The sequence below is a fragment of the Serratia sp. 22278 genome (genome assembly GCF_052045405.1).
Taxonomy (GTDB): domain Bacteria; phylum Pseudomonadota; class Gammaproteobacteria; order Enterobacterales; family Enterobacteriaceae; genus Serratia; species Serratia marcescens.
The window spans coordinates 1-26,991 of sequence record NZ_JBQEOW010000013.1 but is presented as its reverse complement, the minus strand read 5'-3'; the positions used below and the strand labels follow the sequence as shown (position 1 = coordinate 26,991).

Below are 26,991 nucleotides of genomic sequence, written 5' to 3'. Positions count from 1 at the left end.
AAAACTCAGGCGGTCTGACGTGCGGCGGCTTTCGCCGCCAGCGGGCGTTCGGCGCGCGGCGTGGCGTACCAATACCCCAGGCCCATCAGCACCGAGCCGGACAGGATGTTGCCCAGCGTCACCCACAGCAGGTTGTGGCCAATGCCGGCGAGGGTGTAGGCCTCGCTGTGGTTGCCGAACCAGGAAAGGGCGAACAGCGTCATGTTGGCGACGGAGTGTTCGTAACCCGAGGCGATAAAGGCCAGCAGGCACCACCAAATGGCGATGAACTTGGCGGCGCCTTCAACGCGGATCGCCATCCAAATCGCCAGACAAACCAGCCAGTTGCACAATACGCCCTTGAAGAACAGCACCTCGGCCGGCGCGGTGGTTTTCGCCAGCGCGGCGCTGTGCACCAGACTGGTATCCACCGGCAGCAGGCTGCCGCCGCCGTAGTAATACATCAGCGCCACCAGCACCGAGCCGAGCAGGTTGCCGAGCCAGGTTTGCGGCAGCACCGCCCACATCTGGCTTTGGCGGATGGTGCCGGCCTTGACGCCGAGCGTCAGGAACATCGTATGGCCGGTGAACAGCTCGGAACCGGCGATGATCACCAGCGTCAGCGCGATGCCGAAGGTGGCGCCCATCACCAGCGGCCGCACGCTTGGGTCGACCAGGTTGCCGAGGGTGAAGATCAGGATGATGCCGAGGCCGACGTAGGCGCCCGCCATCGCCGAGCTAATCCAGAAGCCGATCGGGCTCTCCTTCGCCAGGCGGACGATGCGCGCCGCGTTGACGGCGCATTTGTTGATCGTATCGGTAAACATGTTGCCTCCCGAAAGGTTATGCCGCGACTTGCACGATGCCGTCGACCACCCGGCTGGTGAAGCTGGCAACGGAACGGTTGTCATCTTCCAGACAGTGGCCGTCGTACAGGCGGAAACGCTGTTTCTTCAGCGGGCTGGCGACCCACAGTTCGCCCTGATGTTCGGCGATGAGGCCACGCGACAGCACGCTGGCCTGGGCGAACGGGTCGATATTGCTGATGGCGAACACCTGTTCGTCGGCATAGGGGCGGAACACCGCCACCTGCCGATCGCCGATCAGGGCGCACACGCCGGTGCCGGGCAGAATGTCGGCGACGGGACAAACGGTAATCCACTGGCTCATGCGTGGCTCTCCTCGGTATCGATCAGGGTGACGGGAATGCGCTCGTCAGGGCGGGCCGGGCGGTGCTGGTCGCGTTCGGCCACCACCTGCACGTTCGGATCGCGCAGCGGGCTGTTGATGAAGTGGGCGAAGCGCAGCTGCGTTTCCGGGTGCTCGACGGTCTCTTTCCACTCGCAGACCACCGCGTCGCGCAGGCGGGCGATCTCGGCTTCCAACTGCGCGTTGATGCCGAGCTTGTCGTCGACGATCACCTTGCGCAGGTAATCGATGCCGCCTTCCAGGCTTTCCAGCCACACCGAGGTGCGCTGCAGCTTATCGGCGGTGCGGATATAGAACATCATGAAGCGGTCGAGGTAACGCACCAGGGTTTCGCGATCGAGGTCGGCGGCCAGCAGGTCGGCGTGGCGCGGTTTCATGCCGCCGTTGCCGCAGACGTACAGGTTCCAGCCGTTTTCGGTGGCGATGATGCCGACGTCCTTGCCCTGCGCCTCGGCGCATTCACGGGTGCAGCCCGAGACGCCGAACTTCATTTTGTGCGGGGTACGGATGCCTTTGTAGCGATGTTCCAGCGTGACGCCGAAACCGACGCTGTCGCCGACGCCATACCGGCACCAGGTGCTGCCGACGCAGGTTTTCGCCATGCGCAGCGCCTTGGCGTAAGCATGGCCGGTTTCAAAGCCGGCGGCGAGCAGCTTGCGCCAGATGGCCGGCAGGTCGTCTTTTTGCGCGCCGAACATGCCGATGCGTTGCGAACCGGTCATTTTGGTGTAGAGGTTGTACTCCTTGGCGATTTGGCCGATGGCCAGCAGGCCGTCCGGGGTGATTTCGCCGCCGGCGGAGCGCGGGATCACCGAGTAGGTGCCATCTTTCTGGATATTGCCGAGGAAGTTGTCGTTGGTATCCTGCAGCGGCGTATGCTGCGGCTTGAGGATGTACTCGTTCCAGCACGAGGCCAGCAGCGAGCCGACGGTCGGCTTACAGACTTCGCAGCCGTAGCCTTTGCCGTATTTGGCCAGCAGCGCCTCGAACGACTTGATGCCTTCGACGCGGATCAGGTGGAACAGCTCCTGGCGCGAATAGGCGAAGTGTTCGCACAGGTGATGGTTGACCTCGATGCCTTGCTTGCTCAGCTCGGCGTTCAACACCTGGGTAAGCAGCGGGATGCAGCCGCCGCAACCGGTGCCGGCCTTGGTTTCGGCCTTCAGCGCCGCCACGGTGTGGCAGCCTTTGTTGACCGCCTGGATGATGTCGCCTTTGCTGACGTCGAAGCAGGAGCAGATCTGCGCGCTTTCCGGCAGCGAATCCACGCCGATGGCCGGTTTGCTGCCCGCATGAGCCGGCAGGATCAGGCCGTCCGGGTTCTCCGGCAACGCGATGCCGTTCAGCGCCAGCTGCAGCAGGTTGCCGTAGTCGCTGGTGTCGCCCACCAGCACCGCGCCGAGCAGGGTTTTGTTGTCGGCGCTGACCACGATGCGTTTGTAGACTTCTTTGCTTTCATCCAGATAAACGTAGCTGCGGGCGCCCTCGGTGCGGCCGTGGGCATCGCCGATGCCGCCGACGTCCACGCCCAGCAGTTTCAGTTTGGCGCTCATGTCGGCGCCCTGGAAGCCGTTTTCGCGGCCCAGCAGGCGATCGGCGGCCACCTGCGCCATTTTGTATCCCGGCGCCACCAGGCCGAAGGTGCGATCGCGCCAGGCGGCGCACTCACCGATGGCGTACACGTCCGGATCCGACGTCTGGCAGCTGTCGTTGATGGCGATGCCGCCGCGGCGGCCGATCTCCAGCCCGCACTGGCGCGCCAGCTTGTCCTGGGCGCGGATGCCGGTGGAGAACACGATGAAATCCACTTCCAGCAGGCTGCCGTCGGCGAAATGCAGGGTTTTGCGCGCCGTGCCGCCGCCGTTGACGATCTCCTGGGTATTTTTGCCGGTGTGCACCTTGACGCCCATGCGCTCGATCTTGCGGCGCAGCTGGTCACCGCCCATCGGGTCGAGCTGTTCGGCCATCAGCACCGGAGCGAACTCGATCACATGCGTTTCCACCCCCAGGCTTTTCAGCGCGCCGGCGGCTTCCAGCCCCAACAGCCCGCCACCGACTACCGCGCCGCGTTTGCTGCGGCGCGCACAGGCTTCGATGGCGTTCAGGTCTTCGATGGTGCGGTAAACGAAGCAGTCCTGGCTATCCGAGCCTTTAATCGGCGGGATCCACGGATAGGAGCCGGTGGCCATGATCAGCTTGTCGTAATAGACGGTGCGGCCGGTGTTGGAGTGGATGACCTTCTCGTCGCGATTGATGGTGATAGCGCGTTCGCCGATCAGCACCTTCACGCCGTGTTTTTCGTAAAAGCCTTCGCGCACCAGCGACAGCTCTTCGGCGGTGTGGTGAGAGAAGTAGGAAGAGAGGTGCACGCGATCGTAAGCGATGCGCGGCTCTTCGCAAAATACGGTGATCTCGAATTGGTCTTTGTCTGCTTTATCCAACAGATCTTCGATGAACCGGTGGCCGACCATGCCATTGCCGACGACGGCAAGTTTGACTCTGCTCATTATTGCCTCAAAATTCTGGTTTCCTAGGGTTACCTTATCCCTCCCGATGAGCAATTTATTGATGCAAATCAATCACACTTCCATATACCTCCAATGTGGTATATGAATGATTTTTCACGTTTTTTGATAAGTTGCGGATTTTATTCATCTTTAGCTGAAGCGAGTCAGTTTGCATGTAAATTACCCCGCAGGGAGTAAACGCAGGGGGTAGGAACGACACGGCGACTTTGTCAGTGCGATCCGCTGCCAGTATGATGAAGAAAACCAGCGCAACGGCAGAGGTGAAGGGTGGCGAAACGTCCATTGAAGTTTATCGACAACCTGCGTTTAAGCGGGCATGAAGGATTGTGGCAACTGGCGATCGAGCAGGGGCGCATCGCGCATCTGGTGCCGCAGCCGGAAGGACAGGAGTGGCGCAGCGACGTGTTGGATGCGCAGGGCGGGCTGGCGCTGCCGGCGTTCGTCGAACCGCATATCCACCTGGATACCACGCAAACCGCCGGTCAGCCGGCCTGGAACCAGTCCGGCACACTGTTCGAGGGCATTGAGCGCTGGGCCGAACGCAAAGCGCTGTTGACCCATGAAGACGTCAAACAGCGCGCCTGGCAAACGCTCAAGTGGCAGATCGCCAACGGCGTGCAGTATGTGCGCACTCACGTCGACGTTTCCGATCCTACGCTGACCGCGCTGCGCGCCATGCTGGAGGTGAAGCAGGAGGTGGCGCCCTGGGTGACGCTGCAGATCGTCGCCTTTCCGCAGGAGGGGATCCTTTCCTATCCCAACGGCGAAGCGCTGCTTGAAGAGGCGCTGCGGCTGGGGGCCGACGTGGTGGGCGCCATTCCGCACTTCGAATTCACCCGCGAATACGGCGTGGAGTCGCTGCATAAGGCGTTCGCGCTGGCGCAAAAATACGATCGGCTGGTGGACGTGCACTGCGACGAGATAGACGACGAACAATCGCGTTTCGTCGAAACCGTGGCGGCGCTGGCGCTGAAGCTGGAGATGGGAGCGAAAGTCACCGCCAGCCACACCACGGCGATGCACTCTTACAACGGTGCTTACGCCTCGCGGCTGTTCCGCCTGCTGAAAATGTCCGGCATCAACTTCGTCGCCAATCCGCTGGTGAACATTCACCTGCAGGGCCGTTTCGACAGTTACCCGAAACGGCGCGGCGTGACCCGAGTGAAGGAGATGTTGGAGGCGGAGATCAACGTCTGCTTCGGCCACGACGACGTGTTCGATCCCTGGTATCCGCTCGGTACCGCCAACATGCTGCAGGTGCTGCACATGGGGCTGCACGTGTGCCAGCTGATGGGCTATGGCCAAATCGACGACGGACTGAAGCTGATCACCCACCACAGCGCGCGCACCCTTAACCTGAGCGACTACGGCCTGGCGGCCGGCAACAGCGCCAACCTGGTGATCCTGCCGGCGGAAAGTGGTTTCGACGCGGTGCGCCGCCAGACGCCGGTGCGTTATTCGATTCGCCAGGGCGCGGTGATCGCCGAAACGCGGCCGGCGGAAACCACGCTGCATTTGCAGCAGGATGAGACGGTGGATTTTCGGCGTTAGTCGATGATTGCCTGAAGCCGCGCCAGCGCGTCGGCGATGACTTCGCCAGGGGCACGTTCAATGAATTGCGCGCTGCGCCCGGCCAGATCCATCATGCGAACCTGGTTGATCAAGATGACGCCCTGCGTTGCGGTGCCGCTCCCGCTCAGGCTGACGGTGAAACCCGCTGTACGGGCAAAATTAGCCCCTTGCGAAATAGGGGCGACCAGCACCATGCCCAACGCATTAAACTCGCGGGGAGAGAGCACCAGTGCCGGACGAAAGTCGCCTTGCTGCTCACGGCCAACCACGGGATTCAGGCTGACCCGGATAAGATCTCCGCGCTGAAAAACGGGGCGCTTCACCATACTTCTTTCCCCGCCGGCGGCATGTGTTCCCAGTTGTCGTCTGCGGCGGCCGGCGCTTCACCGTCGCAGCCATCGAGCAATTGCTGCAGTGAATAGCGTTTCTTAACCGGTTTAATGACCAACGCTCCATCGATGACCTGCATGTCCATTTCCTGACCTACCTGTAGTTCCAGCTCGTTCATTAGCGCTGAGGGCACCAGCATTCCCGCGCTGTTGCCCCATTTTTTGATAAAGACTTTCATGAGCAATCCCTCTCCATCGTTCATGTATAAACAATGTATAATTAAGTGTGAAAAATGTACATAAAAAAGGGCGCCTTGCGGGCGCCCTTGATGTATTTGATGCGAAGACGTTAGTGCGTCACGTGACCGTGGCTGCGGTGCTTGGTCACGAAGCCCAGCAGCAGACACATCACGAACACCGCCAGGTACAGGCCGTTGGCGGTAGTCAGCGCCGCGTGCGCGCCGCCTTTCGCCACGATCGGGCCGGTGACCACGAAGGTCAGCATGGTGCCGATGGTGCCGCAGGTCAGGATAAAGTTGACCAGCTTCGGCGAGGAGACCTTGGTCTGCAGCGAGCCGAGGGTGATCAGCGTGGTGTAGATGGCGCTGGAAACGAAGCCCAGGGCCATGATGTAGTAGCCCAGGTGTTCCGGATTGTCGGTGCTCACGAACAGGTACATCGCGCCGGTAGCCAGCGCGGCCAGTACGGTGACGATGCGCTGCAGATCGAAGAAGCGCAGGATGAAGCTGAACACCCACATGCCGACCATGTAAGAGGTCCAGAAGTCGCTCACCAGCTTACCGGCCTGGCCGATGTCCATGTTGAACGACTTGGTCGCGTACTCAGGCACCCACTGAATGAAGCCCAGCTGGCCGAGGATGTAGCACAGCGCAGCGATCGACAGGAACAGCACGCCGATGCCCCATTTTTCTTTCTCGACCGGTTGACCGGCATCGGCGCCTTTCTTGCCCAGCACCGGGAATTCGGAGCACAGGGTCAGCACGAAGATCGCCACGTACAGCAGGCCGATGCAGGCGTAAACCCAGTACCAGCCGATATGGCGGGCCAGCAGCATCGCGGCGACGATCGGGAAGATCATCCCGGCCATGCTGAAGAAGGAATCGGTGAACAACAGGCGCGAACCGCGCTGGCGGCCGGCATACATGTGGGTGATCAGGAAGGTGCCGATCGACATGGTGATGCCGCTCACCACGCCGAGGATAAACATGCACAGCGAGAACATGGTCAGGCTCTTGCCGAGCATTAGCCCTGCGACCGCCAGCACCATCAGGACAAAGCCGAAGATCAACTGACGCTTCAGCGGGATGATTTCCATCAGCCAGGCATTAAGGAAGATCGAAATCAAAATACCGGCGTTGAGGAAAGTAAAGGTGTTACTCATGCTGGAAACCGGCAGATTAAAGTACTCTGCAATGTTTCCCATCACCATCCCTGTGACGATCACTAAAGCACCGGTCAGCGCGTACGAAAAGAAGCTGATCCAGGTAAGCCGTATGCGGTTACTGTCATTCATTGTATAGGCCTGAATATGTCTGTTAGAGGTTTTAACGCTGGCATAAGGCCGCTGGCTTTTCCTGGCAAACGCAGAAAAAAGTCCCGATCAGGCCACCAGGGGGCGGATCCTAGCACAGACAACGGGATTTTTTGTGATGGCTGTCGATTTTTTGATGCAACCCATGAAGGGATGATACGCATTATTGTGATCTATTTGCGTGCCGTCACAATGGAATCACGGCTGATGATCGTCGGCTCAAACCGGTGCGCCGGGGTGGCGGGGTCGATCAGCCTGCGCGCCGCGTATTGGGCCATTTCGCTGATGGGAAAATGTACGCTGCTCAACGCCGGGCGCACGAAAGGTGCGCGTTCGCCGCTGTCGTAACAGATCAAGGAGATATCCTGCGGTACCCGCAGGCGGTGCTCGTTGATCGCCAGCAGCGCGCCGATCGCCATCTCTTCGTTGCAGCAGTAGATGGCGCTGGGCCGTGCGGTTTGCTGCAGCAGGTGATCGGCGCAGCGGTAACCGCTTTCCAGATCGTAGACGCCCTCCAGACAGGCCACCGGCTCGATATTCGCCGCCTGCATCGCCTCTTCAAACCCCTGCAGCCGCAGGCGGCTCGACGGGCGCTCGCGCGGGCCGCTGATGCAGGCGATGCGCCGGTGCCCGGCGTCGAGCAACTGCTGCGTCGCCATGCGGCTGGCGAGCGGGTGATCGAAGGTGACGCAGCGGTCTTCCAGCCCCGGCACCAGACGATCGAGCAACACGAAATCACGTTGTTCCGCCGCCAGCTGGCGCAGCCGATCGTCGCTGAGAAAACGCACGTGCAGGATCACGCCGTCGCAGCGCAGGCTGAACAGCCGTTGCACCGCCTGCCATTCGTTTTCGGCGCTGTTGCGGCCCTGGGTCACCAGCAGCTGCTTGCCGTGGGATTCGGCCTCGGTCTGCACGAAGTCCATCAGCGCGCCGAAGAAGCCGCCGCGATACGACGTGGTCACCAGCCCGAGGGTATTGCTGTGGCTGGAGGCGAGCGCGCGGGCTGCCGGGTTGGGGGTGTAACCGAGCTGGGCGACGGCGCGTTCAACCTTCTCGCGGGTCGGCGCCTTGACGTTGCTGTCGCCGTTCACTACCCGCGATACGGTGGCGCGCGAAACGCCCGCCAGCGCCGCGACATCTTCCAGTGTCACCATCGTCCAACTCCTGATTACGGCTAAAAAAATGGGTTCGGCGCGCCGAACCCCTGTCATACCGCGCAGGCGCTTACCTGAACTGCGGCAAATACGGCGCGTTTATCGTCAACACCTCGTCCAGCAACGGCTGCGCCAGGTTGGCGTTGCCCACCAGCGGGTTGGCGATCAGCGCCAGCAAGCCGCTGCGGCGATCGCCGTGCACCGCGGCCTCGATGGCCAGGCGTTCGTAGGCTTTCACCTGCTGCGTCAGCGCCTGCATCGGCTCCGACAGCGGGCCGAACGTCAGCGGATGCGCGCCTTGGGCATCGACGATACAGTTGATTTCTATCACAGCATCGTCCGGCAGGCCATGGATCGCGCCGCGGTTTGCGGTGTTGACCACTAATTGCGTGCCGAGATTATTATGGATAGCACGAATCAGCTCCAGCGCAACCTCGGAATAGAAAGAACCGCCGCGGAAGCTGAGCTGTTCCGGTTTCGTGTTCAATTGCGGATCGGCATACAGCTCGAACAGCTCTTTCTCCACCTGCATCACCTGCTCGGCGCGGGTGCCGCGCTCGCCGGCGGCGGCCATCTCTTCCGCCAGCATCTCACGGGTCTGGTAAAAATAGCGGTGGTACGGGCAGGGGATCGCGCCGAGCGCGCGCAGGAAGTCCGGCTGCCAGGGCTCTTCCTTGATGTTGTTCATGGTCAGCGCCGCGCCGTCGCACAGCATGTCGATCACTTTGGCGGTGACGTCGCGCCCCTGCTGCGTGACCTGATGCACCCAGACCATGTGATTCAAGCCGGCGAACCGCAGCTGCACGTCGGCGTAAGGCGCCTGCAGCATGTTGGCGATCATGTGATGCATGCTGATCGGCACGTTGCACAGGCCGATGATCTTCGCTTTGGTAAAGCGAGACACCGCCTCGGTGACGATGCCGGCCGGGTTGGTGAAGTTGATGATCCAGGCGTCCGGCGCCAGCTTTTCCACCCGACGGGCGATATCCAGCATCACCGGAATGGTGCGCAGCGCCTTGGCGAAGCCGCCGACGCCGGTCGTCTCCTGGCCGAGCAGCTGGTATTTGAGGCCCAGCCGTTCATCGGCGGCGCGCGCCGGCAGTTGCCCGACGCGGAACTGGGTCAGCACGAAAGCGGCGCCGCGAATGGCGTCGTCCAGCGCGAAGTGCACGCTGACCTTCACCTGCTCCAGCCGGTGGCGCGCCAGCATGCGGCGGGTCAGAGCGGCGATGGTTTCCACTTTTTGCCGGCCCGGCTCGACGTCCACCAGCGCCAGTTCGGTGACCGGCAGCTCCTCGATGCGCTGGATCAGCCCATCGACCAGTTCGGGAGTGTAGCTGCTGCCGCCGCCGATCACCGCGATTTTGAGCGTGCTCATTGGCGGCCCTCCGTTTGCGACTGACGGCGATAGAGCTCGATCATGTCGTCGGCCAGATCCTGGATCACCATGGCGTTCATCAGATGATCCTGCGCATGTACCGTGATCAGGTTGATCGCCAGCTTGCCGCAGCCTTCGTCCAGGCCGATCAGCTCGGTCTGGATCAGGTGTGCTTTCTTCACCCATTCTTTGGATTCGGCCATGTGTTTGGCCGCGGCGGCGAAGTCGCCGGCGCGCGCTTGCCGCAACGCCATCAACGCATTGCTGCGCGCGCTGCCGGAGAACACCAGCAGTTCCATGATGGTGCTTTCAAACTCGGGGCTGACTTCAGTCATCAATTCACTCACGTCATTTCTCCAGGGGTTGCGCGGCGACGCCGCCGTGGGATGCTTCAGTATCCGTTCTTTTTATAATGAGAGCGCTCTCATTTATATAGAGTAACGACAATGCGTGTGCAAACTGGGAGGCAGATCGCAAAAACCGCCCCGGGGCGGCACGGGGCAAAAAATGCGTGATGCGGTTGGCAAAAAAGCCTTCTGCGCCCATACTTTCCGCAGCAAAATTCAGGGCCGCCTAGGATATGTCCCGTAATTGGGTAAATATAGGTAAATGGCTGGCACTTGCCGATACAGCTCTTTAGAATCAAAGCGCTTTTCCGTTGTTTGTCTCTCAGAGAAAGGACCCGTTAATGTTCAAACGTACTTTAGTGACCTTCGTCGCGCTGTGTTCCCTGTCCGCAGTGGCACCAGCCGCACTCGCCGCCGGTGAGACCCACGTCATGCTGACGACCTCGGCGGGGAATATCGAATTGGCGCTCGACAGCCAGAAGGCACCGGTTTCCACCCAGAACTTCGTCGATTACGTGAACAGCGGGTATTACAACAACACCATTTTCCACCGCGTGATCCCGGGCTTCATGATCCAGGGCGGCGGTTTCACCGCTGACATGCAGCAAAAATCCACCAAGGCGCCAATCAAGAACGAAGCCGACAACGGCCTGCGCAACCTGCGCGGCACCATCTCGATGGCGCGCACCGCCGACAAGGACAGCGCCACCAGCCAGTTCTTCCTGAACGTGGCGGATAACGCCTTCCTGGATCACGGCCAGCGCGACTTCGGCTACGCGGTGTTCGGCAAAGTGGTGAAAGGCATGGACGTGGTGGACAAGATCGCTCAGGTGCCGACCGGCAACGTCGGCCCTTACCAGAATGTGCCGACCAAACCGGTGGTGATTCTGTCGGCCAAGGTGCTGCCGTAAATTTTTTGGCCGATCCCGTCGGGGTCGGCCGTCCTTCCTCCCGAAGCCTTGCCTTCATCACTGTTTTCTCCCGCGCCCCATGCTCTAATTGGCAGACAATAACCAGACCGGAAATCCGGCGTTCGCCCTTTGTTGTCTCTGGATGAGTTACTGCCATGTATGAATTTAACCAGGTGCTGTTGCTGTTGCAGCAGATGTGCGTCTATCTCGTTATCGCCTATCTGCTGAGCAAAACCCCGCTGTTCATTCCGCTGATGCAGGTGACCATTCGCTTGCCGCACAAGCTGCTGTGCTACGTGATCTTCTCGGTGTTTTGCATCATGGGCACCTACTTCGGGCTGCATATTCAGGATTCGATCGCTAACACCCGCGCGATAGGCGCGGTCCTGGGCGGGCTGCTGGGCGGGCCGTCCGTGGGCTTTCTAGTCGGGCTGACCGGCGGCTTGCACCGGTATACGCTCGGCGGCATGACCGACGTTGCCTGTGCGATCTCCACGGTGTCCGAGGGGCTGGTCGGCGGCATCGTGCACAGCATCGCCATGCGCCGGGGGCGCATCGAGCTGCTGTTCAATCCGCTGTTCGTCGGCGGCGTGGCGCTGGTGGCGGAAGTGCTGCAGATGGCGATCATTCTGGCGGTGGCGCGCCCTTATAACGAGGCGTTGCAGCTGGTGGAACACATCGCGCTGCCGATGATGATCGCCAATACCGTCGGCGCGGCGATGTTTATGCAAATCCTGCTGGATCGGCGCGCGATGTTCGAGAAATACACCAGCGCTTTCTCTTCCAAGGCGCTGAAGATCGCCGAGCGCACCGAGGGCATCCTGCGGCAGGGCTTCGATCAGGAAAACAGCATGAAGGTTGCTCGGGTGATTTATCAGGAGCTGGGCATCGGCGCGGTGGCGATCACCGATCGCGACAAGCTGCTGGCGTTTATCGGCATCGGCGACGATCACCACCTGCCGGGCACGCCGATCGCCTCGGTGCATTCGCATCGCGCCATCGACAACAACGAGGTGGTGTACGCCGACGGCAATCAGCTCTCTTACTGCTGCTCGATCAATCCGGCCTGCAAGCTGGGATCGACGCTGGTGATCCCGCTGCGCGGCGAAAACCAGCGGGTCATCGGCACCATCAAGCTGTATGAACCGAAAAGCCAGCTGTTCAGCACCATCAACCGTACGCTGGGCGAAGGCATCGCCAGCCTGCTGTCGGCGCAGATCATGGCCGGACAGTACGAGCGCCACAAGCAACTGCTGGCGCAGTCGGAGATCAAGCTGCTGCATGCGCAGGTCAATCCGCATTTCCTGTTCAATGCCTTGAATACCCTGGTAGCGGTGATCCGCCGCGATGGCGAGCGCGCCTGCGATCTGGTGCAGTCCCTCTCGACCTTCTTTCGTAAAAACCTCAAACGCTCGGATGACGAAGTCAGCCTGGCGGACGAAATTGAACATGTGAACGCCTACCTGCAGATAGAGAAAGCGCGCTTCGCCGATCGGCTGGAGATCGCGGTATCGTTGCCGGAGGCGCTGTTGGCGGCGCGGCTGCCGGCGTTTTCGCTGCAGCCGATCGTCGAGAATGCCATCAAGCATGGCACCTCGCATCTGTTGGGCGTGGGCCGCATCGAAATCGGCGCCTGCTGCGAAGGCGAGCATCTGCTGTTGCAGGTGACGGACAACGCCGGGCTGTTCCAGCCGAAACCGGACGGCAGCGGCCTGGGCATGAACCTGGTGGATAAACGCATTCGCGTGCGCTACGGCGAAGGCTATGGCGTGCAGGTGGATTGCCGGCCGGATGCCTACACCCGCATTACGCTTAATGTCCCTATGGAGAGGGCCGCCTGATGTTAAATGCACTGATTGTTGACGATGAACCTTCCGCGCGCGACAACCTGCGCCACCTGCTGGAAGCTGAAGCGGGGATCTCGATTATCGGCGAGTGCGCCAACGCCATCGAAGCCATCAGCCAGATCCACCGGCTGCAGCCGGACGTGGTGTTTCTCGATATCCAGATGCCACGCATCAGCGGGCTGGAAATGGTCGGCATGCTGGATCCCAACCGGATGCCGCACATCGTGTTTCTGACCGCCTACGACGAATACGCGGTACAGGCATTCGAGGAGCACGCCTTCGACTATCTGCTGAAGCCGGCGGAGCCGATGCGGTTGAGCAAGACGCTGCAACGCCTGCGGCAGCGCAGTGCGCCGCAGGATGTGACGGCGCTGGATGAGAGCGCCGGTTACCTGAAATACATTCCCTGCACCGGCCACAGCCGCATCTATCTGCTGCGGTTCGATGAAGTGCTGGCGATCCGTTCCAAGCTGAGCGGGGTATTCGTGGTGCGCAGCGACGGCATGGAGTGTTTCACCGAATTGACGCTGCGCACGCTGGAAAGCCGTACGCCGCTGGTGCGCTGCCATCGGCAGTATCTGGTCAACCTGGAGCTGGTGCGCGAGATCCGCTTCGAAGAGGGCGGCGCGGCGGAGATGATCATGTCGGCCGGCGATCCAGTGCCGGTCAGCCGGCGCTATTTGAAGGCGCTGAAGGAGCAACTGGGGCTGCGGGGGTGACGCAGATCTTAGGGGGATTCTGAAAAGACAGGCATCATGGGCGTCCCGACGGCGCCCTTTTTGTTTGTCCTTGACGGGGTTACGCGGCGCTTATAGCTTTATTGCATCAACAGGCGCGTTTTGCGCCGCGTCAGCGTCAAAGGAACCGAAAATGAGTGAACCACGGATTATCGCCAAAGCGATGAAAGACGGAAAACCGGAGCAGGAGCTGGTGATTTTGCCTGCGTTGGCCAACCGCCACGGGCTGATCACCGGGGCAACCGGCACCGGCAAGACGGTGACGCTGCAGAAAATGGCCGAGCAGTTCTCGCGCATCGGCGTGCCGGTGTTCCTGTCGGACGTGAAGGGCGATCTGTCCGGCATTGGCGCTGAGGGCGCGCCTTCCGAGAAACTGCAGGCGCGTCTGGCGGCGATTGGCGTCACCGACTGGCAGCCGCAGGCCTGCACCATTATCCCGTGGGATATTTACGGCGAAAAGGGCCACCCGATCCGCGCCACGATTTCCGATCTCGGGCCGCTGCTGTTGGGGCGACTATTGGATCTGAACGAGGTGCAAAGCGGCGTGCTGCAGCTGGTGTTCAAAATCGCCGATGACAATGCGCTGCTGTTGCTGGACATGAAGGATCTGCGCGCCATGGTGCAGTTCGTCGGCGACAACGCCAAACAATTCCAAACCCAGTACGGCAATATCTCTGCCGCCTCTATCGGCGCCATTCAGCGCGGATTGTTGACGCTGGAAGAGCAGGGGGCCAACCAGTTCTTCGGCGAGCCGATGCTGGACATCAACGATCTGATGAAAACCGACGCCAACGGCCACGGCGTGATTAATCTGCTGGCGGCGGACAAGCTGATCAATCAGCCGAAGCTGTATTCGGTGTTCCTGCTGTGGCTGCTGGCCGAGCTGTTTGAGCACCTGCCGGAAGTGGGCGACCCTGAACAGCCGAAGCTGGTGTTCTTCTTCGATGAGGCGCACCTGCTGTTCAACGATGCGCCGGCGGCGCTGGTGACCAAGATTGAACAGGTGGTGCGCCTGATCCGCTCGAAAGGCGTCGGCATTTACTTCGTCACCCAGAACCCGCTGGATATCCCGGACAGCGTGCTGGGCCAGTTGGGCAACCGCGTGCAACATGCGCTGCGCGCCTTTACCCCGCGCGATCAGAAGGCGGTGAAGACGGCGGCGCAAACCCTGCGCGCCAACCCGGCCTTCGATGCCGAAACGGCGATCACCGAGCTGGGCGTGGGCGAAGCGTTGGTGTCGTTCCTCGACGAGAAGGGCCGGCCGAACGTGGTGGAGCGGGCGATGGTGATCGCGCCGGAATCCAAGATGGGCATGCTCGGCGCGGAAGGGCTGAACAGCGCGATCAACAAGTCGCCGCTGTATGGCCGCTATGAAGACATGATCGACCGCGAGTCCGCCTACGAGAAGCTGTCGTCGGGCGGTTTCGCCACCGTCGGCACTGCGCAGCAGGGGCAGCAACCGCAGGCGCAAGCGCAGCAACAGACGGGCGGCGGCCTGATGGACGGTTTGAACGAACTGCTGTTCGGTTCCACCGGCCCGCGCGGCGGCAAACGCGACGGCATCGTCCAGACCGCCGCCAAGAGCATGGCGCGCGATCTCGGCCGCCAGATCCTGCGCGGCGTGCTGGGCTCGATCACCGGCGGCCGTAAAAAGTAAGCGGAAATTATCGTCGGCAGCGGCGGGTTAAATCAGTACACTGTGGCGGCATTTTTCTCTGCCGGACCTAACATGCTGCTGCTGATCGATAACTACGACTCCTTTACCTATAACCTTTACCAGTACTTCTGCGAATTGGGCGCCGAGGTGATGGTGAAGCGCAACGATGAGCTGCAGCTGGCCGATATCGAGCGGCTGGCGCCGCAGCATCTGGTGATTTCCCCTGGCCCCTGCACCCCGAACGAAGCGGGCATCTCGCTGGCCGCTATTCGTCATTTCGCCGGCAAACTACCGATCCTCGGCGTGTGCCTGGGGCACCAGGCGCTGGGGCAGGCGTTCGGCGCCGAGGTGGTGCGCGCCCGCGCGGTGATGCACGGCAAAACTTCGGCCATTCGCCATCTGGGCGTCGGCGTGTTTCGCGGCCTGAACGATCCGCTGACCGTGACCCGCTATCACTCGCTGGTGCTGAAAGCCGATACGCTGCCGGACTGTTTTGAAGTGACCGCCTGGAGCGAACGCGACGGCGTGCGCGACGAGATCATGGGCATCCGCCACCGCACGCTGGCGTTGGAAGGCGTGCAGTTCCATCCGGAAAGCGTGCTCAGCGAGCAGGGCCATCAGCTGCTGGATAACTTCCTCAACCGTTAATCCCGATGCGTTTTTTTCGCTCGTCAGGCGTTTTGCGTTTGCGCTTGATTGGTTTTTTATGCATATTTCGTGATTATGTTTTCAATCTAATATTACGATAGCGCTGAAAAACCTTCAGGGTGGAGCCGAAAATGACTGAAAAATCCGCAGTGAGCCGCAGCACCTTTGACCAGGTGATCCTGCCTGTTTATGCACCGGCCCAGTTTGTGCCGGTGCGCGGCCAAGGCAGCCGAGTCTGGGATCAGCAGGGAAAAGAGTACATCGATTTTTCCGGCGGCATCGCGGTGACGGCGCTGGGGCACTGCCATCCGGCGCTGGTCGAGGCGCTCAAGCGTCAGGGCGAGACTCTGTGGCATACCAGCAATGTCTTCACTAATGAACCGGCGCTGCGCCTGGCGAGCAAACTGATCGACGCCACCTTTGCCGACCGGGTGTTCTTCGCCAACTCCGGCGCAGAGGCCAACGAAGCGGCGTTTAAACTGGCGCGTCATTACGCCATCACCCGCCACAGCCCGTACAAAACCAAAATCATCGCCTTCTATAACGCGTTCCACGGCCGCACGCTGTTCACCGTGTCGGTGGGCGGGCAGGCCAAATACTCCGACGGGTTCGGGCCGAAGCCGGCCGACATCGTACACGTGCCGTTCAACGATCTGGCGGCGGTGAAAGCGGTGATGGACGACCATACCTGCGCGGTGGTAATGGAGCCGATTCAGGGCGAGGGCGGCATTACGCCGGTCGACGCCGGCTTCCTCAAAGGCGTGCGCGAGCTGTGCGACCAACATCAGGCGCTGCTGGTGTTCGACGAAGTGCAAAGCGGCATGGGGCGCAGCGGCAAGCTGTTCGCCTATATGCATTATGGCGTGACGCCGGACATTCTCACCACCGCCAAGGCGTTGGGCGGCGGTTTCCCAGTCAGCGCCATGCTGACCACCGAAGAGATTGCGTCGGTGATGCAGGTGGGCACTCATGGCACCACCTACGGCGGCAACCCGCTGGCCTGCGCGGTGGCGGAGGCGGCGTTGGATGTGATCAATACGCCGGAAGTGCTGAGCGGCATCGAACAGCGCCACGCGCTGTATGTGCAGGTTTTGCAGGATATCGGCGATAAATACGGTATTTTCACTGCCATTCGCGGCATGGGGTTACTGATCGGCGCCGAGCTGACGCCGCATTATCACGGCAGAGCGCGCGATTTCCTCACCGCCGCCGCCGCGCGTGGGCTGATGATCCTCAACGCCGGGCCGAACGTGATCCGTTTTGCGCCGTCGCTGGTGGTGGAGCTGCAGGATATCGAGGCCGGCATGGCGCTGTTCGAGCTGGCGGTGCAGGATGTGATCAACGCCTGAAGCCCGTGCGGCGCATGACGGGGCGCGGCATGCCGCGCCCTTATTGATCGCGCAGTTTGCGCTTGAGCCAGATGCCGTGGTGTGGGCGCTGGCGCCAGGCCAGCGACGAAATGGTATGCATCACGTTCAGGTGCGACAGGATGCGGCGCAAATGACGTTCCATCTCGGTGACGGGCATCTCCGGATGCAGATCCGGTGGCTGCATGATGCCGCTGTTGCCGCTGCTCGGGCCGTCGTATTCCAACCGCTGCTGGCAGCTTTGCAGCGCGATTTCACAGGTTTGCAGATAGGCTTCCGCCAGTTTCGGCGTCAGCATGTAGTGCTCGCGCGCCAGAATGGTCATGGCGTTCAGGTGTTCGACGATGAACTGGCTGTGAGTGACCCACAGCCGCATGTCCGCCAGATAATTCGACGCGAACCCCGGTTCCTGCATCGCCTGATTGAGTGAGGTGAACAGCGCGTTGTGCGCCTGGTTGACCTGCATGCGGGTATAGGCCAATGCGGTAGCGTCCGGTTCCGGTTGCTTCAGCATCAGCCGCAGCGCGGCTTGATCGTTTTCCAGCGCCTGATGGGCATTCTTGCGCAGCAGCCCGCTTTGCCACTGCGGCCACAGCCAAATGGTGCCGCCGAACGCCAGCACGCAGCCTATCAGCGTATCGATCAGGCGCGGTACCAGAAAATGCGAGCCGTTCAGCGCCAGCAGTTGCAGGGTGTAAACCGCCGTGACCGTAAAGCCAATCACCGACAGCCCGTAGTTCTTGCGCGAAACCAGGTAGGCCAACAGCGTGATCACCAGCATGATGCTCAGCGTTTCTCCTTCCGGCAGCTGCAGCTGCAACAGCCCGGCCGCCAGCAACAGTCCGGCAATCGTGCCCAGCGCACGGTGCTGAATACGCACCCGGGTGGCGTTATACCCGTTTTGGCTCACCAGCATGATGGTGAGCAGGATCCAGTATGGCTTCGGCAGGTTGAAGACCGCACCCAGGCTGCTGCCGACCGCCAGCGTCACCCCCAGCCGCGCGGCGTTGCGCAGGGCGGTGGATTTGAACGACAGATAGCTGGCCAGCGCCGGCCAAAACGGCAGGCGGTGCTGGCCGGGCATCAGGTCGCGGCGGTACAGCGGATGCTGGGTGCGCAGCAGGCGGGCGATGCGGCTGAAGTGGTAATAACAAAACTGGCCGACCGGGTTATCGGGATGCTGCGCCGCCATTTTTTCCAGCGCCGCCAGTTCGTGGCTCATGGAGAAGCGCTTCGAATGCTGATGGTAGAGGATATCGTGCGCCACCACGCGCAGCCGGCCGGCGATCACCAGTGCATTGCGGCGAATGATCGCTTCGGCCTGGCTCTGCTCCACCAGTTTTTGTACTTCCTCCGGCAAATGCAGGCTGACGGTGATGTGCTCCTGCAGATCCATCGCCACCTGAAAGGCGCGCTGCAGGCGCTTTTGTTCGAGGTTGTTGGCGTGCGGCAGGAAATTGAGCTGTTGGTACAAAAGGCTGATCAGATCCATCACCTTTTGTTGGCGTACCAGCAGCGGCGGCAGCGCGGTTTGCGGATCGGTGTGCTGGGTCAGCAACGAGTATTTGGCTTCGAAATAGTCCGCCAGCTCCAGGTAGAGCTGGCTCAGCGTCTCGCGCATCGGCTGCTCTTTCCACAGCTTGAACCAGAACCAGGTGAATAAGCCGTACCAGACGGTGCCGATCGCGTACAGCAGCGGCGCCTGCCAGAGAGGTACCGTGCCGGCCGTGCTGAGGGCGAAAATGGCGGCCACCAGCGCCGCCGGCAACAGCCGGGCGTGCAGCGGGCTGATTTCACCGGTGACGCCGAGCAGCAGCGCCAGGCCCAGCATCAGCGCCGGCAGCGGCACGTGCCACAGCAGCGCCTGTTGCAACAGCACGCTGCTGAAGGCGAACAGCGAGCCGCCGACGATCAGCCGTTTAAAGAAGCGCTTATGCGGCGTGTCCAGACCGGCGATATTGCAGCAGGCGGGCACCAGAGAGAACATCAGGCCGAGCTGCAGCTGGCCTATCAACAAGCCGAACAGCACCGGCAGGCACAACACCAGCGTTTGTCGCAGTGCGTAGTTGATTTCCGGGTGGTAGATCAGGCGGCGCCACATGGCAGAGAGCAGATAAAAAAACGGCGCAGATTGCGCCGTTTCTTCGAAGATTAACGGGTGCCGTAGACGACAATGGTTTTGCCGTGGGCGGAAATCAGGTTTTGATCTTCCAGCATTTTCAGAATACGGCCAACGGTTTCACGCGAGCAGCCGACGATCTGGCCGATCTCCTGACGGGTGATCTTGATCTGCATGCCGTCCGGGTGAGTCATGGCGTCGGGTTGCTTCGCCAGATTCAGCAGGGTTTGCGCGATGCGGCCGGTCACGTCCAGGAAGGCGAGGTTGCCCACTTTTTCGGAGGTGACCTGCAGGCGGCTCGCCATTTGGGCGGACAGACGCATCAGGATGTCCGGGTTCACCTGGATCAGTTGGCGGAATTTCTTGTAGGAAATTTCGGCCACTTCACAGGCGGTTTTCGCGCGAACCCAGGCGCTGCGCTCCTGGCCTTCTTCGAACAATCCGAGCTCGCCGATGAAATCCCCCTGGTTGAGGTAGGACAGGATCATCTCTTTACCTTCTTCATCCTTGATCAGCACCGCGACGGAGCCTTTCACGATGTAGTAAAGCGTTTCGGCCTTTTCACCTTGGTGAATCAGCGTACTCTTCGATGGATATTTGTGGATATGGCAATGAGACAGGAACCATTCGAGAGTAGGGTCTGTTTGCGGTTTGCCGAGAACCATTCGCTGTTATCCTCTGTTGTTATCGCTGCCTTGTGTCACAGGGGTCAGAGTTCCCTGTAAAACCCGCCTGTAGCCGCAGTCATGAGCGAGGGCTACCGGCAAGTTTTGAGGCGTGTCATAAAAATACGCTGTCGCTCTAGCATATTAACTTGCCGTAAGCGCTGCAAGCTACATTCTGTTAACATACCGGTAAAGGAGCCTTTCTCTGGGCGTTTCCCTGAAATACAGTGTCCCGGAAAGATTTATTGCGGCTCTGTTTGTAGCACAGAGTAAGGCGGGTGTCTCGTGTTGTCTCGCTTCAGCATGATTAGCATCAGGTTACGTTGCCTGTTTCTATGCGAAAGCGTACTCTGATTTTAAGAAATCAACCGGAGTGACCAGAATGCAGGCAAGAGTTAAATGGGTGGAAGGGTTAACGTTTTTGGGTGAATCGGCCTCCGGCCATCAGGTGCTGATGGACGGCAACGCCGGTGATAAAGCGCCCAGCCCGATGGAGATGGTGCTGATGTCGGTGGGCGGCTGCAGCGCGATCGACGTGGTCTCCATCCTGCAAAAAGGGCGCAACGACGTGCGCGACTGCGAGGTGAAGCTGACCTCCGAGCGCCGCGAAGAAGCCCCGCGGTTGTTCACCCATATCAACCTGCACTTCATCGTTACCGGCCAGGATCTGACCGACAAAATCGTTGAGCGAGCGGTGAACCTGTCGGCGGAGAAGTACTGCTCGGTGGCGCTGATGCTCAACAAGGCCGCCACGGTGACCCACAGCTTCGAGATCCGCCAGCTGGCGTAATCGAGACGGAGCGCGGCTCGGCGCCGCGCTCAACGCGCTTATTCGATCTTCTTGCCTTCCAGCAGCCGCTGCACCAGCGGCGCCATGATCAGCTCCATCGCCAGCCCCATTTTGCCGCCCGGCACCACTAACGTATTGATGTGCGAGATAAACGAGCCCTGCAGCATCGCCAGCAAGTAGGGGAAGTCGATCTGGTCCAGGCCGCGGAAGTGGATCACCACGAAGCTTTCATCCAGTGAGGGAATGGCCTTGGCGGCGAACGGGTTGGAGGTGTCCACCGTCGGCACGCGCTGGAAGTTGATGTGGGTGCGCGAGAATTGCGGCGTAATGTAGTTGATGTAGTCTTCCATCGAGCGCACCACCGAATCCATCACCGCTTCGCGGGAGTGGCCGCGTTCGCCGGTATCGCGGATCAGCTTCTGGATCCACTCCAGGTTGACGATCGGCACCACGCCGACCAGCAGATCGACGTGTTTGGCCACGTCATGGTGCTCGGTGACCACGCCGCCGTGCAGACCCTCGTAGAACAGCACGTCGGTCGGCGCCGGCAGCGGCTCCCACGGGGTGAAGGTGCCCGGCACCTGATTGTAGGGCACCGCTTCGTCGTAGGTGTGCAGGTACTTGCGCGAACGGCCGGTGCCGTTTTTGCCGTACTCGATAAAGCTCTGCTGCAGCAGGCCGAAGTCGTTGGCCTCGGGGCCGAAATAGCTGATGTGTCTGCCCAGATCGCGCGCCTTGCGGATCGCCGCGTCCATTTCCGGCCGGGTATAGCGGTGGAAGCTGTCGCCCTCCAGCTCGGCGGCGCGAATGTTGAGCTGCTGGAAGATTTTGCGGAACGCCACGCTGGTGGTGGTGGTGCCGGCGCCGCTGGAACCGGTCACCGCGATAACGGGATGTTTGGCAGACATGGTGGTTGTCACTCCGTGTTGAATGCGCCGGCGTCAGGGGATTATTGTGGCTCTTGTTGACGCTCTCTATGTCAGGAAAAAATGGCGCGCGCTGGTTTGCAATGTCCCATTGTTACCTGATTTTTTCCGTCAGTCATAGAACCGGGCGCCACTAAATTTCTTCCTGCCCGGCGCGGAACTGGCCGCGCGGCATGATGTTGACGCTCTCGTGCAGTTCCGACCACACCAGCACCACTTCGCCGTTTTTCAGCTGGCGGCGCACGTCCTCCACCTTCTGCTCCAGCGATCGTTCGTGCTCGCCGTAATCGGTGCCTTCGCGCAGCACAAAGGATTCGATCAGGCTGTTCAGGGTGTCGGTTGCCAGTTCTTGCCAGGGAATAATCACGTCGGAATGTCCAGATAAGGGGAAAGCCAGGCCGGAATGCGATGCTCCAGCCACATGTGCGGTTTTTTCAGCGTGCCGCCGACGAAGCCGACGTGGCCGCCGAACTCAGTCAGCTGATATTCGATATTGCGCGGCAGGCCGGCGACGTCGGGGATCACCTCAGGGGTCATGAAAGGGTCGTCCTTCGCATGGATGATCAGCAGCGGCGTCTGGATGGACGGCAACAGCGGCAGGGCGCTGCAGCGGCGATAATAGTCGGTGGCGTCGCTGAAGCCGTGAATGCGCGAAGTGATGGCATCGTCGAACTCGCGGATGCGCCGCAAACCGTTCAGCTGTGACAGCTTGAGCGGCAGGGTGTCCGGATAGTGCAACAGCTTGCGGGTGGCGTTTTGTTTCAGCTGCCCCAGCAGGTAGCGCTGATAAACGCGGGAGAAGCCTTGCTCCATGCGGTAGGCGCAGGGTTCCAGCATCAGCGGCGCCGAGACCACCACCGCCGCCTGCAGCAGGCTGTCGGCGCCTTGCTGCGCCAGATAGCAGGCCAGCATGTTGCCGCCGAGCGAAACGCCTACCGCCGCGGTTGGCACTTCGCCGTAGCGGTCGCGCAGCCAGCGCAGGAAGAAACGCGCGTCTTCGGTTTCACCGGAGTGGTAGATGCGCTGCTTGCGGTTGGGTACGCCGCTGCAGCCGCGAAAGTGCATCACCACGCCCAGCCAGCCGCGCTCGCGCCAGGCGTTGAGCAGGCCGTGCGCGTAGGGGCTGTAGAAGCTGCCTTCCAGGCCGTGGAACAGCACCGCGCGCGGTTTGTCGCGCGCCTGCGCCGGATCCTCGCTCCAGGCGAGATCGACGAAATCGCCGTCGGGCAATTCCAGCCGTTGCCAATGCGGTTTCAATAACACGCGGCGGCGCACCAGCCGCGGCAACAGCGTTTGCAGGTGCGGGTTACTGGCCCCGGTCAGAGGGCGAAAGGTGTTAGGCATAGGCTGAGTAAAATGTTGTGGGCGGCTATTGTGAGATCTCTAGCGCACTGTTAGCTTCAATACCAAGAATTATCAATGATACTGCAAAAAAGCGCCTTGGGTGAGGAGCACCCGTGCCATGGAACCGAGTTTATTCCTTTCGATGCTGGGCTTCCTGTGGGTCGCCGCCATCACGCCTGGCCCCAATAATCTGCTGCTGACCACCTCCGGCGCTAACTTCGGCTTTATGCGATCGCTGTGGCTGATGGTCGGCATCATGCTCGGCATGCAAAGCATCTTGCTGCTGGTGGCGTTCGGCGTCGGCAGCCTGATCCTGGTCTACCCGTCGCTGCACCTGATCCTGAAAATCCTCGGCAGCCTGTACCTGCTGTGGCTGGCGTGGAAAGTCGCCACCGCCGCCTATGAAAAGCTGGAAACCGACGTGGCGCCACCGCAGCCGGTGCGGCTGTATCAGGGCTGGCTGCTGCAGTTCCTCAACCCGAAAGCCTGGCTGATGGCGCTGGGGGCGGTGGCGAGCTTCAGCCTGGCGGGCGATAAGTACAACGGTTCCATTGCGGCGATCGCGCTGGGCATTGTGGCGGTAAACATCGTCGCCGGCATTATCTGGCTGGCGTTCGGCACCCTGATTGGCCGCCTGCTGCGCAGTAAAAAGGCCTGGGTTATCTTCAACGTTTCCATGGGGCTGCTGACTGCAGCCTGTGTATTACTGATTTGGCATTAAGGAGCGGAACGATGGCGGAAAACTATTATCACGTGGTCGCCTTTACCGGTGAGGGGCTGCGCGGCAACCCGGCCGGGGTCTGCCTGCTGACGCAGCCGCTGCCGACGGAGCGGCTGCAGGCGATCGCCAACGAGATCGGCCTGCCGGAAACCAGCTTTGTCTGGGATGACGGCGATATGACCGCCATCCGCTGGTTTACCCCGGAACGCGAGGTCGATCTTTGCGGCCACGGCACCCTGGCGGCGGCGCATGTGATGTTCAGCGCGGTTAACCCGGCGCTGCGAGATATTCGCTTCCGTTCGGCCGGCGGCGAGCTGCTCGTCAAGCGCGATGCGCAGGACGGGGAGCGGCTGATACTTGATTTCCCCGCCCGGCCGCCGCAGAAAGTCGCCGAACCGGCAGGCCTCGCGGCGCTGTTGGGCGTGCAGCCGCAGGAAGTGTGGCAGGCGAAAGCGCTGCTGGTGGTGCTTGAAAACGAGGCGCAGGTGCGCGCGCTGCGGCCGGACATTCCCGCGTTGATCGCGCTGGCCGGGCGTGCGGTCATCGTCACCGCGCCCGGTGACACCGTGGACTTCGTTTCGCGCTATTTCACGCTCGACGGCGGTGAGGATCCGGTCACCGGCTCCGCGCACTGCACGTTGATGCCTTACTGGACGGCGCGTCTCGGCCGCCATCGGTTGCACGCCCGGCAGATTTCGGCGCGCGGCGGCGAGCTGTTCTGCGAACTGCAAGGGGACCGCACGCTGCTGGGCGGCTACGCTCACGTGTTCTTGCGCGGGTCGATCGCGCTGTGATCCGCTTTAATATTACCTAAGGTAATAAAGAAGACTTTTTTATTCTTTTATCGCCCGTCATCGCTCAGATAAAACTGTCAGCAACTGAACAGATTTTTATCAACGGAGCGCAACATGGCGGGCAAACTCTTTTCTTTACGTAACGCGGCGCTGCTGGCGTTGTCGCTCAGCGCGGCCAGCGCCTACGCGGTGGACGTGACCGTGGCGTACCAGACGTCGGCGGAGCCGGCCAAGGTGGCGCAGGCGGAAAACAGCTTCGCCAAACAGTCCGGCGCGACCGTCGACTGGCGTAAGTTCGACAGCGGTTCCAGCGTGCTGCGCGCGCTGGCCTCCGGCGACGTGCAGATCGGCAATATCGGCTCCAGCCCGCTGGCGGTGGCCGCCAGCCAAAAACTCCCCATCGAAGTGTTCCTCATCGCCTCGCAGCTCGGCAGCTCCGAAGCGCTGGTGGTGAAAAATGACATCAAAAGCCCGCAGGATCTGATCGGCAAGCGCATTGCGGTGCCGTTTATTTCCACCACCCATTACAGCCTGCTGGCCTCGCTCAAACATTGGGGCATCAAGCCTGAACAGGTGAAGATCCTCAATCTGCAGCCGCCGGCCATCGCCGCCGCCTGGCAGCGCGGCGACATCGACGGCGCTTATGTCTGGGCGCCGGTGGTCAACGAACTGGCCAAACAGGGCAAGGTGCTGACCGACTCCGCGCAGGTGGGCGAATGGGGTTCACCGACGCTGGACGTGTGGGTGGTGCGCAAAGACTTCGCCGAGAAACATCCCGACGTAGTGACCGCCTTTGCCGCCAGCGCCCTGCAGGCGCAAAAGGCCTACCTGGCGGCGCCGGAACAGTGGCTGAAAGATCCGAGCCATCTCAGCACGCTGGCGCGCCTGAGCGGCGTACCGGAAGCGCAGGTGCCTGAACTGGTTAAGGGGAACCGTTATCTGCCGGTGGCCGATCAGGTTGCCCAACTCGGCCAGCCGGTGGACAAGGCAATCCGCGATACCGCCGAATTCCTCAAGCAGCAGGGCAAGATCCCGCAGGTCGACAGCGACTACAGCGCTTACGTCACCGACCGTTTTGTGAAACAGGTGCAGGCTGCGCCGCAGTCGTAAGGAAGCAGGATGCTAAACGTCAATCATCTTTCAGCAGAGTATCAGGGGCGGCCCGCGCTGCGTGACGTGTCGTTCCAGATCGCCGCCGGGCAACTGGTGGTGGTGCTCGGCCCATCGGGCTGCGGCAAGACCACGCTGCTGAATTTGATCGCCGGGTTTATCGAGCCTTCAGCTGGCAGCATCACGCTGGATGGAACGCCCGTTCACGGCCCGGGGGCCGAACGGGGCGTGGTGTTCCAGCATGAGGGCTTACTGCCGTGGCGCAACGTGGTGGACAACGTCGAGTTCGGCCTGCAACTGGCCGGCATCGGCAAGGCGCAGCGCCGCCAGGTGGCGGGGCAGATGCTGCAGCGCGTGGGGCTGGCGGGCTATGAACAGCACTTCATCTGGCAGCTTTCCGGCGGCATGCGCCAACGCGTCGGCATTGCCCGCGCCCTGGCCGCCGATCCGCGTCTGCTGTTGCTGGATGAGCCATTCGGCGCGCTGGACGCGTTCACGCGCGAGCAAATGCAGGAGCTGCTGCTGACCATATGGCGTGATACCGGCAAGCAGGTACTGCTGATCACCCACGATATCGAAGAGGCGGTGTTCCTCGCCAGCGAGCTGCTGCTGCTGTCGCCGGGGCCGGGGCAGGTGGTGGAGCGGCTGTCGCTGAACTTCGGCCAGCGCTATGCCGACGGCGAAGCCTGCCGCGCCATCAAGTCCGATCCTGAATTTATCGCGCAGCGCGAATACGTGCTGGGCAAAGTTTTCCAACAGCGCGAGGCCTTGCTATGAGCCTGCATTCCACTATGAAGGCCGCGGCCCAGCCGCAGGGCAAAGCGGCGCGCCGTTTCAGCGTGCCGCGCAACGTTTGGTTGAGCGGCGCCACGCTGTTGACGGTGCTGGCGGTGTGGTGGGGCGTGACGGCACTGCAGCTGATCAGCCCGCTATTTTTGCCGGCGCCGCAGCAGGTGCTGCACCAACTGATCACCATTGCCAGCCCGCAAGGCTTTATGGACGCCACGCTATGGCAGCATCTGGCGGCCAGCCTGGGGCGCATTTTGGTGGCGCTGCTGGCGGCGGTGATTGTCGGCATTCCGGTGGGCATCGCCATGGGACTGAACGACACGGTGCGCGGCATCCTCGATCCGCTGATTGAGATCTATCGCCCGGTGCCGCCGCTGGCCTATCTGCCGCTGATGGTGATTTGGTTCGGCATCGGCGAGACCTCGAAAATCTTGCTGATTTATCTGGCGATCTTCGCGCCGGTGACGCTGTCCGCCGTGGCCGGCGTGCGCAGCGTGGCGCAGGTGCGGGTGCGCGCC

The 26,991-nt window shown here is 61.3% G+C and carries 27 protein-coding genes; 13 read left to right on the top strand and 14 right to left on the bottom strand.

Translation table 11 applies throughout. The annotated features are described in order from the left end of the window. Positions 1–5 precede the first annotated feature (5 nt). Genes nirC through nirB form a run of 3 tightly spaced genes read right to left on the bottom strand, consistent with a single transcriptional unit; the run spans position 6 to position 3,695 of the window. Positions 6–806, bottom strand: a complete 801-nt coding sequence (gene nirC / locus ACTJJ6_RS19750; RefSeq protein ID WP_151254278.1) for a nitrite transporter NirC — start codon at positions 804–806, stop codon at positions 6–8. Between the two features lie 16 nt (positions 807–822). Beyond that, positions 823–1,149, bottom strand: coding sequence for a nitrite reductase small subunit NirD (nirD, locus tag ACTJJ6_RS19745; protein WP_115436596.1), 327 nt, complete (start codon positions 1,147–1,149; stop codon positions 823–825). After that, complete coding sequence (gene nirB / locus ACTJJ6_RS19740; protein WP_033639222.1) at positions 1,146–3,695, bottom strand: nitrite reductase large subunit NirB; 2,550 nt, start codon at positions 3,693–3,695, stop codon at positions 1,146–1,148. The genes nirD and nirB overlap by 4 nt, the downstream gene beginning before the upstream one ends. A 303-nt stretch (positions 3,696–3,998) precedes the next feature. On the opposite strand from nirB, the gene ACTJJ6_RS19735 reads away from it, so the two are divergent. Then, positions 3,999–5,267, top strand: a complete 1,269-nt coding sequence (locus ACTJJ6_RS19735; RefSeq protein WP_207188402.1) for a cytosine deaminase — start codon at positions 3,999–4,001, stop codon at positions 5,265–5,267. Here the strand turns inward: ACTJJ6_RS19735 and ACTJJ6_RS19730 are convergent. The 6 genes from ACTJJ6_RS19730 to ACTJJ6_RS19705 form a co-directional block, all read right to left on the bottom strand. After that, positions 5,264–5,614: a type II toxin-antitoxin system ChpB family toxin gene (locus ACTJJ6_RS19730; RefSeq protein ID WP_049300714.1), complete on the bottom strand. Its 351-nt coding sequence runs from the start codon at positions 5,612–5,614 to the stop codon at positions 5,264–5,266. The two genes, ACTJJ6_RS19735 and ACTJJ6_RS19730, sit on opposite strands and share 4 nt — an antisense overlap. Further along, positions 5,608–5,856: an AbrB/MazE/SpoVT family DNA-binding domain-containing protein gene (locus ACTJJ6_RS19725; RefSeq protein WP_049300713.1), complete on the bottom strand. Its 249-nt coding sequence runs from the start codon at positions 5,854–5,856 to the stop codon at positions 5,608–5,610. The genes ACTJJ6_RS19730 and ACTJJ6_RS19725 overlap by 7 nt, the downstream gene beginning before the upstream one ends. Positions 5,857–5,966: 110 nt before the next feature. Further along, positions 5,967–7,151: an MFS transporter TsgA gene (gene tsgA, locus ACTJJ6_RS19720; RefSeq protein WP_004930336.1), complete on the bottom strand. Its 1,185-nt coding sequence runs from the start codon at positions 7,149–7,151 to the stop codon at positions 5,967–5,969. A 191-nt stretch (positions 7,152–7,342) separates the two neighbouring features. Further along, a complete protein-coding gene (locus ACTJJ6_RS19715) occupies positions 7,343–8,323 on the bottom strand; it encodes a LacI family DNA-binding transcriptional regulator (RefSeq protein ID WP_016930354.1) in 981 nt (326 codons plus the stop codon). A gap of 70 nt (positions 8,324–8,393) precedes the next feature. Continuing rightward, the gene (locus tag ACTJJ6_RS19710) at positions 8,394–9,701 is read right to left on the bottom strand and encodes a 6-phospho-beta-glucosidase (protein ID WP_440803977.1); all 1,308 of its coding nucleotides are present in this window, start codon (positions 9,699–9,701) and stop codon (positions 8,394–8,396) included. Further along, positions 9,698–10,036: a PTS lactose/cellobiose transporter subunit IIA gene (locus ACTJJ6_RS19705; RefSeq protein ID WP_016930352.1), complete on the bottom strand. Its 339-nt coding sequence runs from the start codon at positions 10,034–10,036 to the stop codon at positions 9,698–9,700. The genes ACTJJ6_RS19710 and ACTJJ6_RS19705 overlap by 4 nt, the downstream gene beginning before the upstream one ends. A 353-nt stretch (positions 10,037–10,389) precedes the next feature. On the opposite strand from ACTJJ6_RS19705, the gene ppiA reads away from it, so the two are divergent. From ppiA to argD, 6 genes are all read left to right on the top strand, one after another. After that, the gene (gene ppiA / locus ACTJJ6_RS19700; protein ID WP_015379288.1) at positions 10,390–10,959 is read left to right on the top strand and encodes a peptidylprolyl isomerase A; all 570 of its coding nucleotides are present in this window, start codon (positions 10,390–10,392) and stop codon (positions 10,957–10,959) included. 155 nt (positions 10,960–11,114) lie between these two features. Then, complete coding sequence (locus ACTJJ6_RS19695; RefSeq protein WP_016930350.1) at positions 11,115–12,800, top strand: sensor histidine kinase; 1,686 nt, start codon at positions 11,115–11,117, stop codon at positions 12,798–12,800. Beyond that, positions 12,800–13,525, top strand: a complete 726-nt coding sequence (gene btsR, locus ACTJJ6_RS19690) for a two-component system response regulator BtsR (RefSeq protein WP_164053178.1) — start codon at positions 12,800–12,802, stop codon at positions 13,523–13,525. The genes ACTJJ6_RS19695 and btsR overlap by 1 nt, the downstream gene beginning before the upstream one ends. Positions 13,526–13,676: 151 nt before the next feature. Continuing rightward, on the top strand, positions 13,677–15,200 hold the full coding sequence (locus ACTJJ6_RS19685) for a helicase HerA-like domain-containing protein (protein WP_440803982.1): 1,524 nt from the start codon (positions 13,677–13,679) through the stop codon (positions 15,198–15,200). Between the two features lie 72 nt (positions 15,201–15,272). Continuing rightward, positions 15,273–15,848: an aminodeoxychorismate synthase component II gene (locus tag ACTJJ6_RS19680; protein WP_016930347.1), complete on the top strand. Its 576-nt coding sequence runs from the start codon at positions 15,273–15,275 to the stop codon at positions 15,846–15,848. A gap of 131 nt (positions 15,849–15,979) precedes the next feature. After that, positions 15,980–17,197 carry a bifunctional acetylornithine/succinyldiaminopimelate transaminase gene (gene argD, locus ACTJJ6_RS19675; RefSeq protein WP_049300709.1) on the top strand — a complete coding sequence of 406 codons (1,218 nt, stop codon included), beginning with the start codon at positions 15,980–15,982 and terminating at the stop codon, positions 17,195–17,197. A 40-nt stretch (positions 17,198–17,237) separates the two neighbouring features. Here argD and ACTJJ6_RS19670 read toward each other — a convergent pair whose 3' ends face one another. Further along, entirely contained in the window at positions 17,238–19,316 is a 2,079-nt protein-coding gene (locus ACTJJ6_RS19670; protein ID WP_049300707.1) for a YccS/YhfK family putative transporter, read from the bottom strand. Between the two features lie 50 nt (positions 19,317–19,366). Beyond that, positions 19,367–19,999, bottom strand: coding sequence for a cAMP-activated global transcriptional regulator CRP (gene crp / locus ACTJJ6_RS19665; RefSeq protein WP_004090925.1), 633 nt, complete (start codon positions 19,997–19,999; stop codon positions 19,367–19,369). A 382-nt stretch (positions 20,000–20,381) separates the two neighbouring features. On the opposite strand from crp, the gene ACTJJ6_RS19660 reads away from it, so the two are divergent. Beyond that, on the top strand, positions 20,382–20,789 hold the full coding sequence (locus ACTJJ6_RS19660; RefSeq protein ID WP_049300706.1) for an OsmC family protein: 408 nt from the start codon (positions 20,382–20,384) through the stop codon (positions 20,787–20,789). Positions 20,790–20,827: 38 nt separating this feature from the next. Here the strand turns inward: ACTJJ6_RS19660 and ACTJJ6_RS19655 are convergent, their stop codons facing one another. The 3 genes from ACTJJ6_RS19655 to ACTJJ6_RS19645 form a co-directional block, all read right to left on the bottom strand. Then, a complete protein-coding gene (locus tag ACTJJ6_RS19655; protein ID WP_016930343.1) occupies positions 20,828–21,697 on the bottom strand; it encodes a phosphoribulokinase in 870 nt (289 codons plus the stop codon). A gap of 151 nt (positions 21,698–21,848) precedes the next feature. Next, positions 21,849–22,082: a YheU family protein gene (locus tag ACTJJ6_RS19650; protein ID WP_004930376.1), complete on the bottom strand. Its 234-nt coding sequence runs from the start codon at positions 22,080–22,082 to the stop codon at positions 21,849–21,851. Continuing rightward, positions 22,079–23,059, bottom strand: coding sequence for a hydrolase (locus tag ACTJJ6_RS19645; RefSeq protein WP_440803988.1), 981 nt, complete (start codon positions 23,057–23,059; stop codon positions 22,079–22,081). Before ACTJJ6_RS19645 ends, ACTJJ6_RS19650 begins: the two co-directional genes overlap by 4 nt. A 118-nt stretch (positions 23,060–23,177) precedes the next feature. Between ACTJJ6_RS19645 and ACTJJ6_RS19640 the strand changes: the two genes are divergently transcribed. The 5 genes from ACTJJ6_RS19640 to ACTJJ6_RS19620 form a co-directional block, all read left to right on the top strand. Beyond that, positions 23,178–23,780, top strand: a complete 603-nt coding sequence (locus ACTJJ6_RS19640; protein ID WP_031300069.1) for a LysE family translocator — start codon at positions 23,178–23,180, stop codon at positions 23,778–23,780. Positions 23,781–23,791: 11 nt separating this feature from the next. Then, positions 23,792–24,574, top strand: a complete 783-nt coding sequence (locus ACTJJ6_RS19635; RefSeq protein WP_049300705.1) for a PhzF family phenazine biosynthesis protein — start codon at positions 23,792–23,794, stop codon at positions 24,572–24,574. A gap of 114 nt (positions 24,575–24,688) precedes the next feature. Then, complete coding sequence (gene tauA, locus ACTJJ6_RS19630; RefSeq protein ID WP_004930383.1) at positions 24,689–25,684, top strand: taurine ABC transporter substrate-binding protein; 996 nt, start codon at positions 24,689–24,691, stop codon at positions 25,682–25,684. Positions 25,685–25,693: 9 nt separating this feature from the next. Continuing rightward, positions 25,694–26,461: a taurine ABC transporter ATP-binding subunit gene (gene tauB / locus ACTJJ6_RS19625; RefSeq protein WP_143778639.1), complete on the top strand. Its 768-nt coding sequence runs from the start codon at positions 25,694–25,696 to the stop codon at positions 26,459–26,461. Next, the coding region (locus ACTJJ6_RS19620) for an ABC transporter permease subunit (RefSeq protein ID WP_411326941.1) at positions 26,458–26,991 on the top strand (534 nt) is incomplete at its 3' end. The genes tauB and ACTJJ6_RS19620, both read left to right, overlap by 4 nt.

Bases quoted from the DNA above. Each gene is read 5' to 3' on its own strand.
- nirC (WP_151254278.1), bottom strand. From the start codon at position 806: ATGTTTACCGATACGATCAACAAATGCGCCGTCAACGCGGCGCGCATC.
- nirD (WP_115436596.1), bottom strand. From the start codon at position 1,149: ATGAGCCAGTGGATTACCGTTTGTCCCGTCGCCGACATTCTGCCCGGC.
- nirB (WP_033639222.1), bottom strand. From the start codon at position 3,695: ATGAGCAGAGTCAAACTTGCCGTCGTCGGCAATGGCATGGTCGGCCAC.
- ACTJJ6_RS19730 (WP_049300714.1), bottom strand. From the start codon at position 5,614: ATGGTGAAGCGCCCCGTTTTTCAGCGCGGAGATCTTATCCGGGTCAGC.
- ACTJJ6_RS19725 (WP_049300713.1), bottom strand. From the start codon at position 5,856: ATGAAAGTCTTTATCAAAAAATGGGGCAACAGCGCGGGAATGCTGGTG.
- tsgA (WP_004930336.1), bottom strand. From the start codon at position 7,151: ATGAATGACAGTAACCGCATACGGCTTACCTGGATCAGCTTCTTTTCG.
- ACTJJ6_RS19715 (WP_016930354.1), bottom strand. From the start codon at position 8,323: ATGGTGACACTGGAAGATGTCGCGGCGCTGGCGGGCGTTTCGCGCGCC.
- ACTJJ6_RS19710 (WP_440803977.1), bottom strand. From the start codon at position 9,701: ATGAGCACGCTCAAAATCGCGGTGATCGGCGGCGGCAGCAGCTACACT.
- ACTJJ6_RS19705 (WP_016930352.1), bottom strand. From the start codon at position 10,036: ATGACTGAAGTCAGCCCCGAGTTTGAAAGCACCATCATGGAACTGCTG.
- ppiA (WP_015379288.1), top strand. From the start codon at position 10,390: ATGTTCAAACGTACTTTAGTGACCTTCGTCGCGCTGTGTTCCCTGTCC.
- ACTJJ6_RS19695 (WP_016930350.1), top strand. From the start codon at position 11,115: ATGTATGAATTTAACCAGGTGCTGTTGCTGTTGCAGCAGATGTGCGTC.
- btsR (WP_164053178.1), top strand. From the start codon at position 12,800: ATGTTAAATGCACTGATTGTTGACGATGAACCTTCCGCGCGCGACAAC.
- ACTJJ6_RS19685 (WP_440803982.1), top strand. From the start codon at position 13,677: ATGAGTGAACCACGGATTATCGCCAAAGCGATGAAAGACGGAAAACCG.
- ACTJJ6_RS19680 (WP_016930347.1), top strand. From the start codon at position 15,273: ATGCTGCTGCTGATCGATAACTACGACTCCTTTACCTATAACCTTTAC.
- argD (WP_049300709.1), top strand. From the start codon at position 15,980: ATGACTGAAAAATCCGCAGTGAGCCGCAGCACCTTTGACCAGGTGATC.
- ACTJJ6_RS19670 (WP_049300707.1), bottom strand. From the start codon at position 19,316: ATGTGGCGCCGCCTGATCTACCACCCGGAAATCAACTACGCACTGCGA.
- crp (WP_004090925.1), bottom strand. From the start codon at position 19,999: ATGGTTCTCGGCAAACCGCAAACAGACCCTACTCTCGAATGGTTCCTG.
- ACTJJ6_RS19660 (WP_049300706.1), top strand. From the start codon at position 20,382: ATGCAGGCAAGAGTTAAATGGGTGGAAGGGTTAACGTTTTTGGGTGAA.
- ACTJJ6_RS19655 (WP_016930343.1), bottom strand. From the start codon at position 21,697: ATGTCTGCCAAACATCCCGTTATCGCGGTGACCGGTTCCAGCGGCGCC.
- ACTJJ6_RS19645 (WP_440803988.1), bottom strand. From the start codon at position 23,059: ATGCCTAACACCTTTCGCCCTCTGACCGGGGCCAGTAACCCGCACCTG.
- ACTJJ6_RS19640 (WP_031300069.1), top strand. From the start codon at position 23,178: ATGGAACCGAGTTTATTCCTTTCGATGCTGGGCTTCCTGTGGGTCGCC.
- ACTJJ6_RS19635 (WP_049300705.1), top strand. From the start codon at position 23,792: ATGGCGGAAAACTATTATCACGTGGTCGCCTTTACCGGTGAGGGGCTG.
- tauA (WP_004930383.1), top strand. From the start codon at position 24,689: ATGGCGGGCAAACTCTTTTCTTTACGTAACGCGGCGCTGCTGGCGTTG.
- tauB (WP_143778639.1), top strand. From the start codon at position 25,694: ATGCTAAACGTCAATCATCTTTCAGCAGAGTATCAGGGGCGGCCCGCG.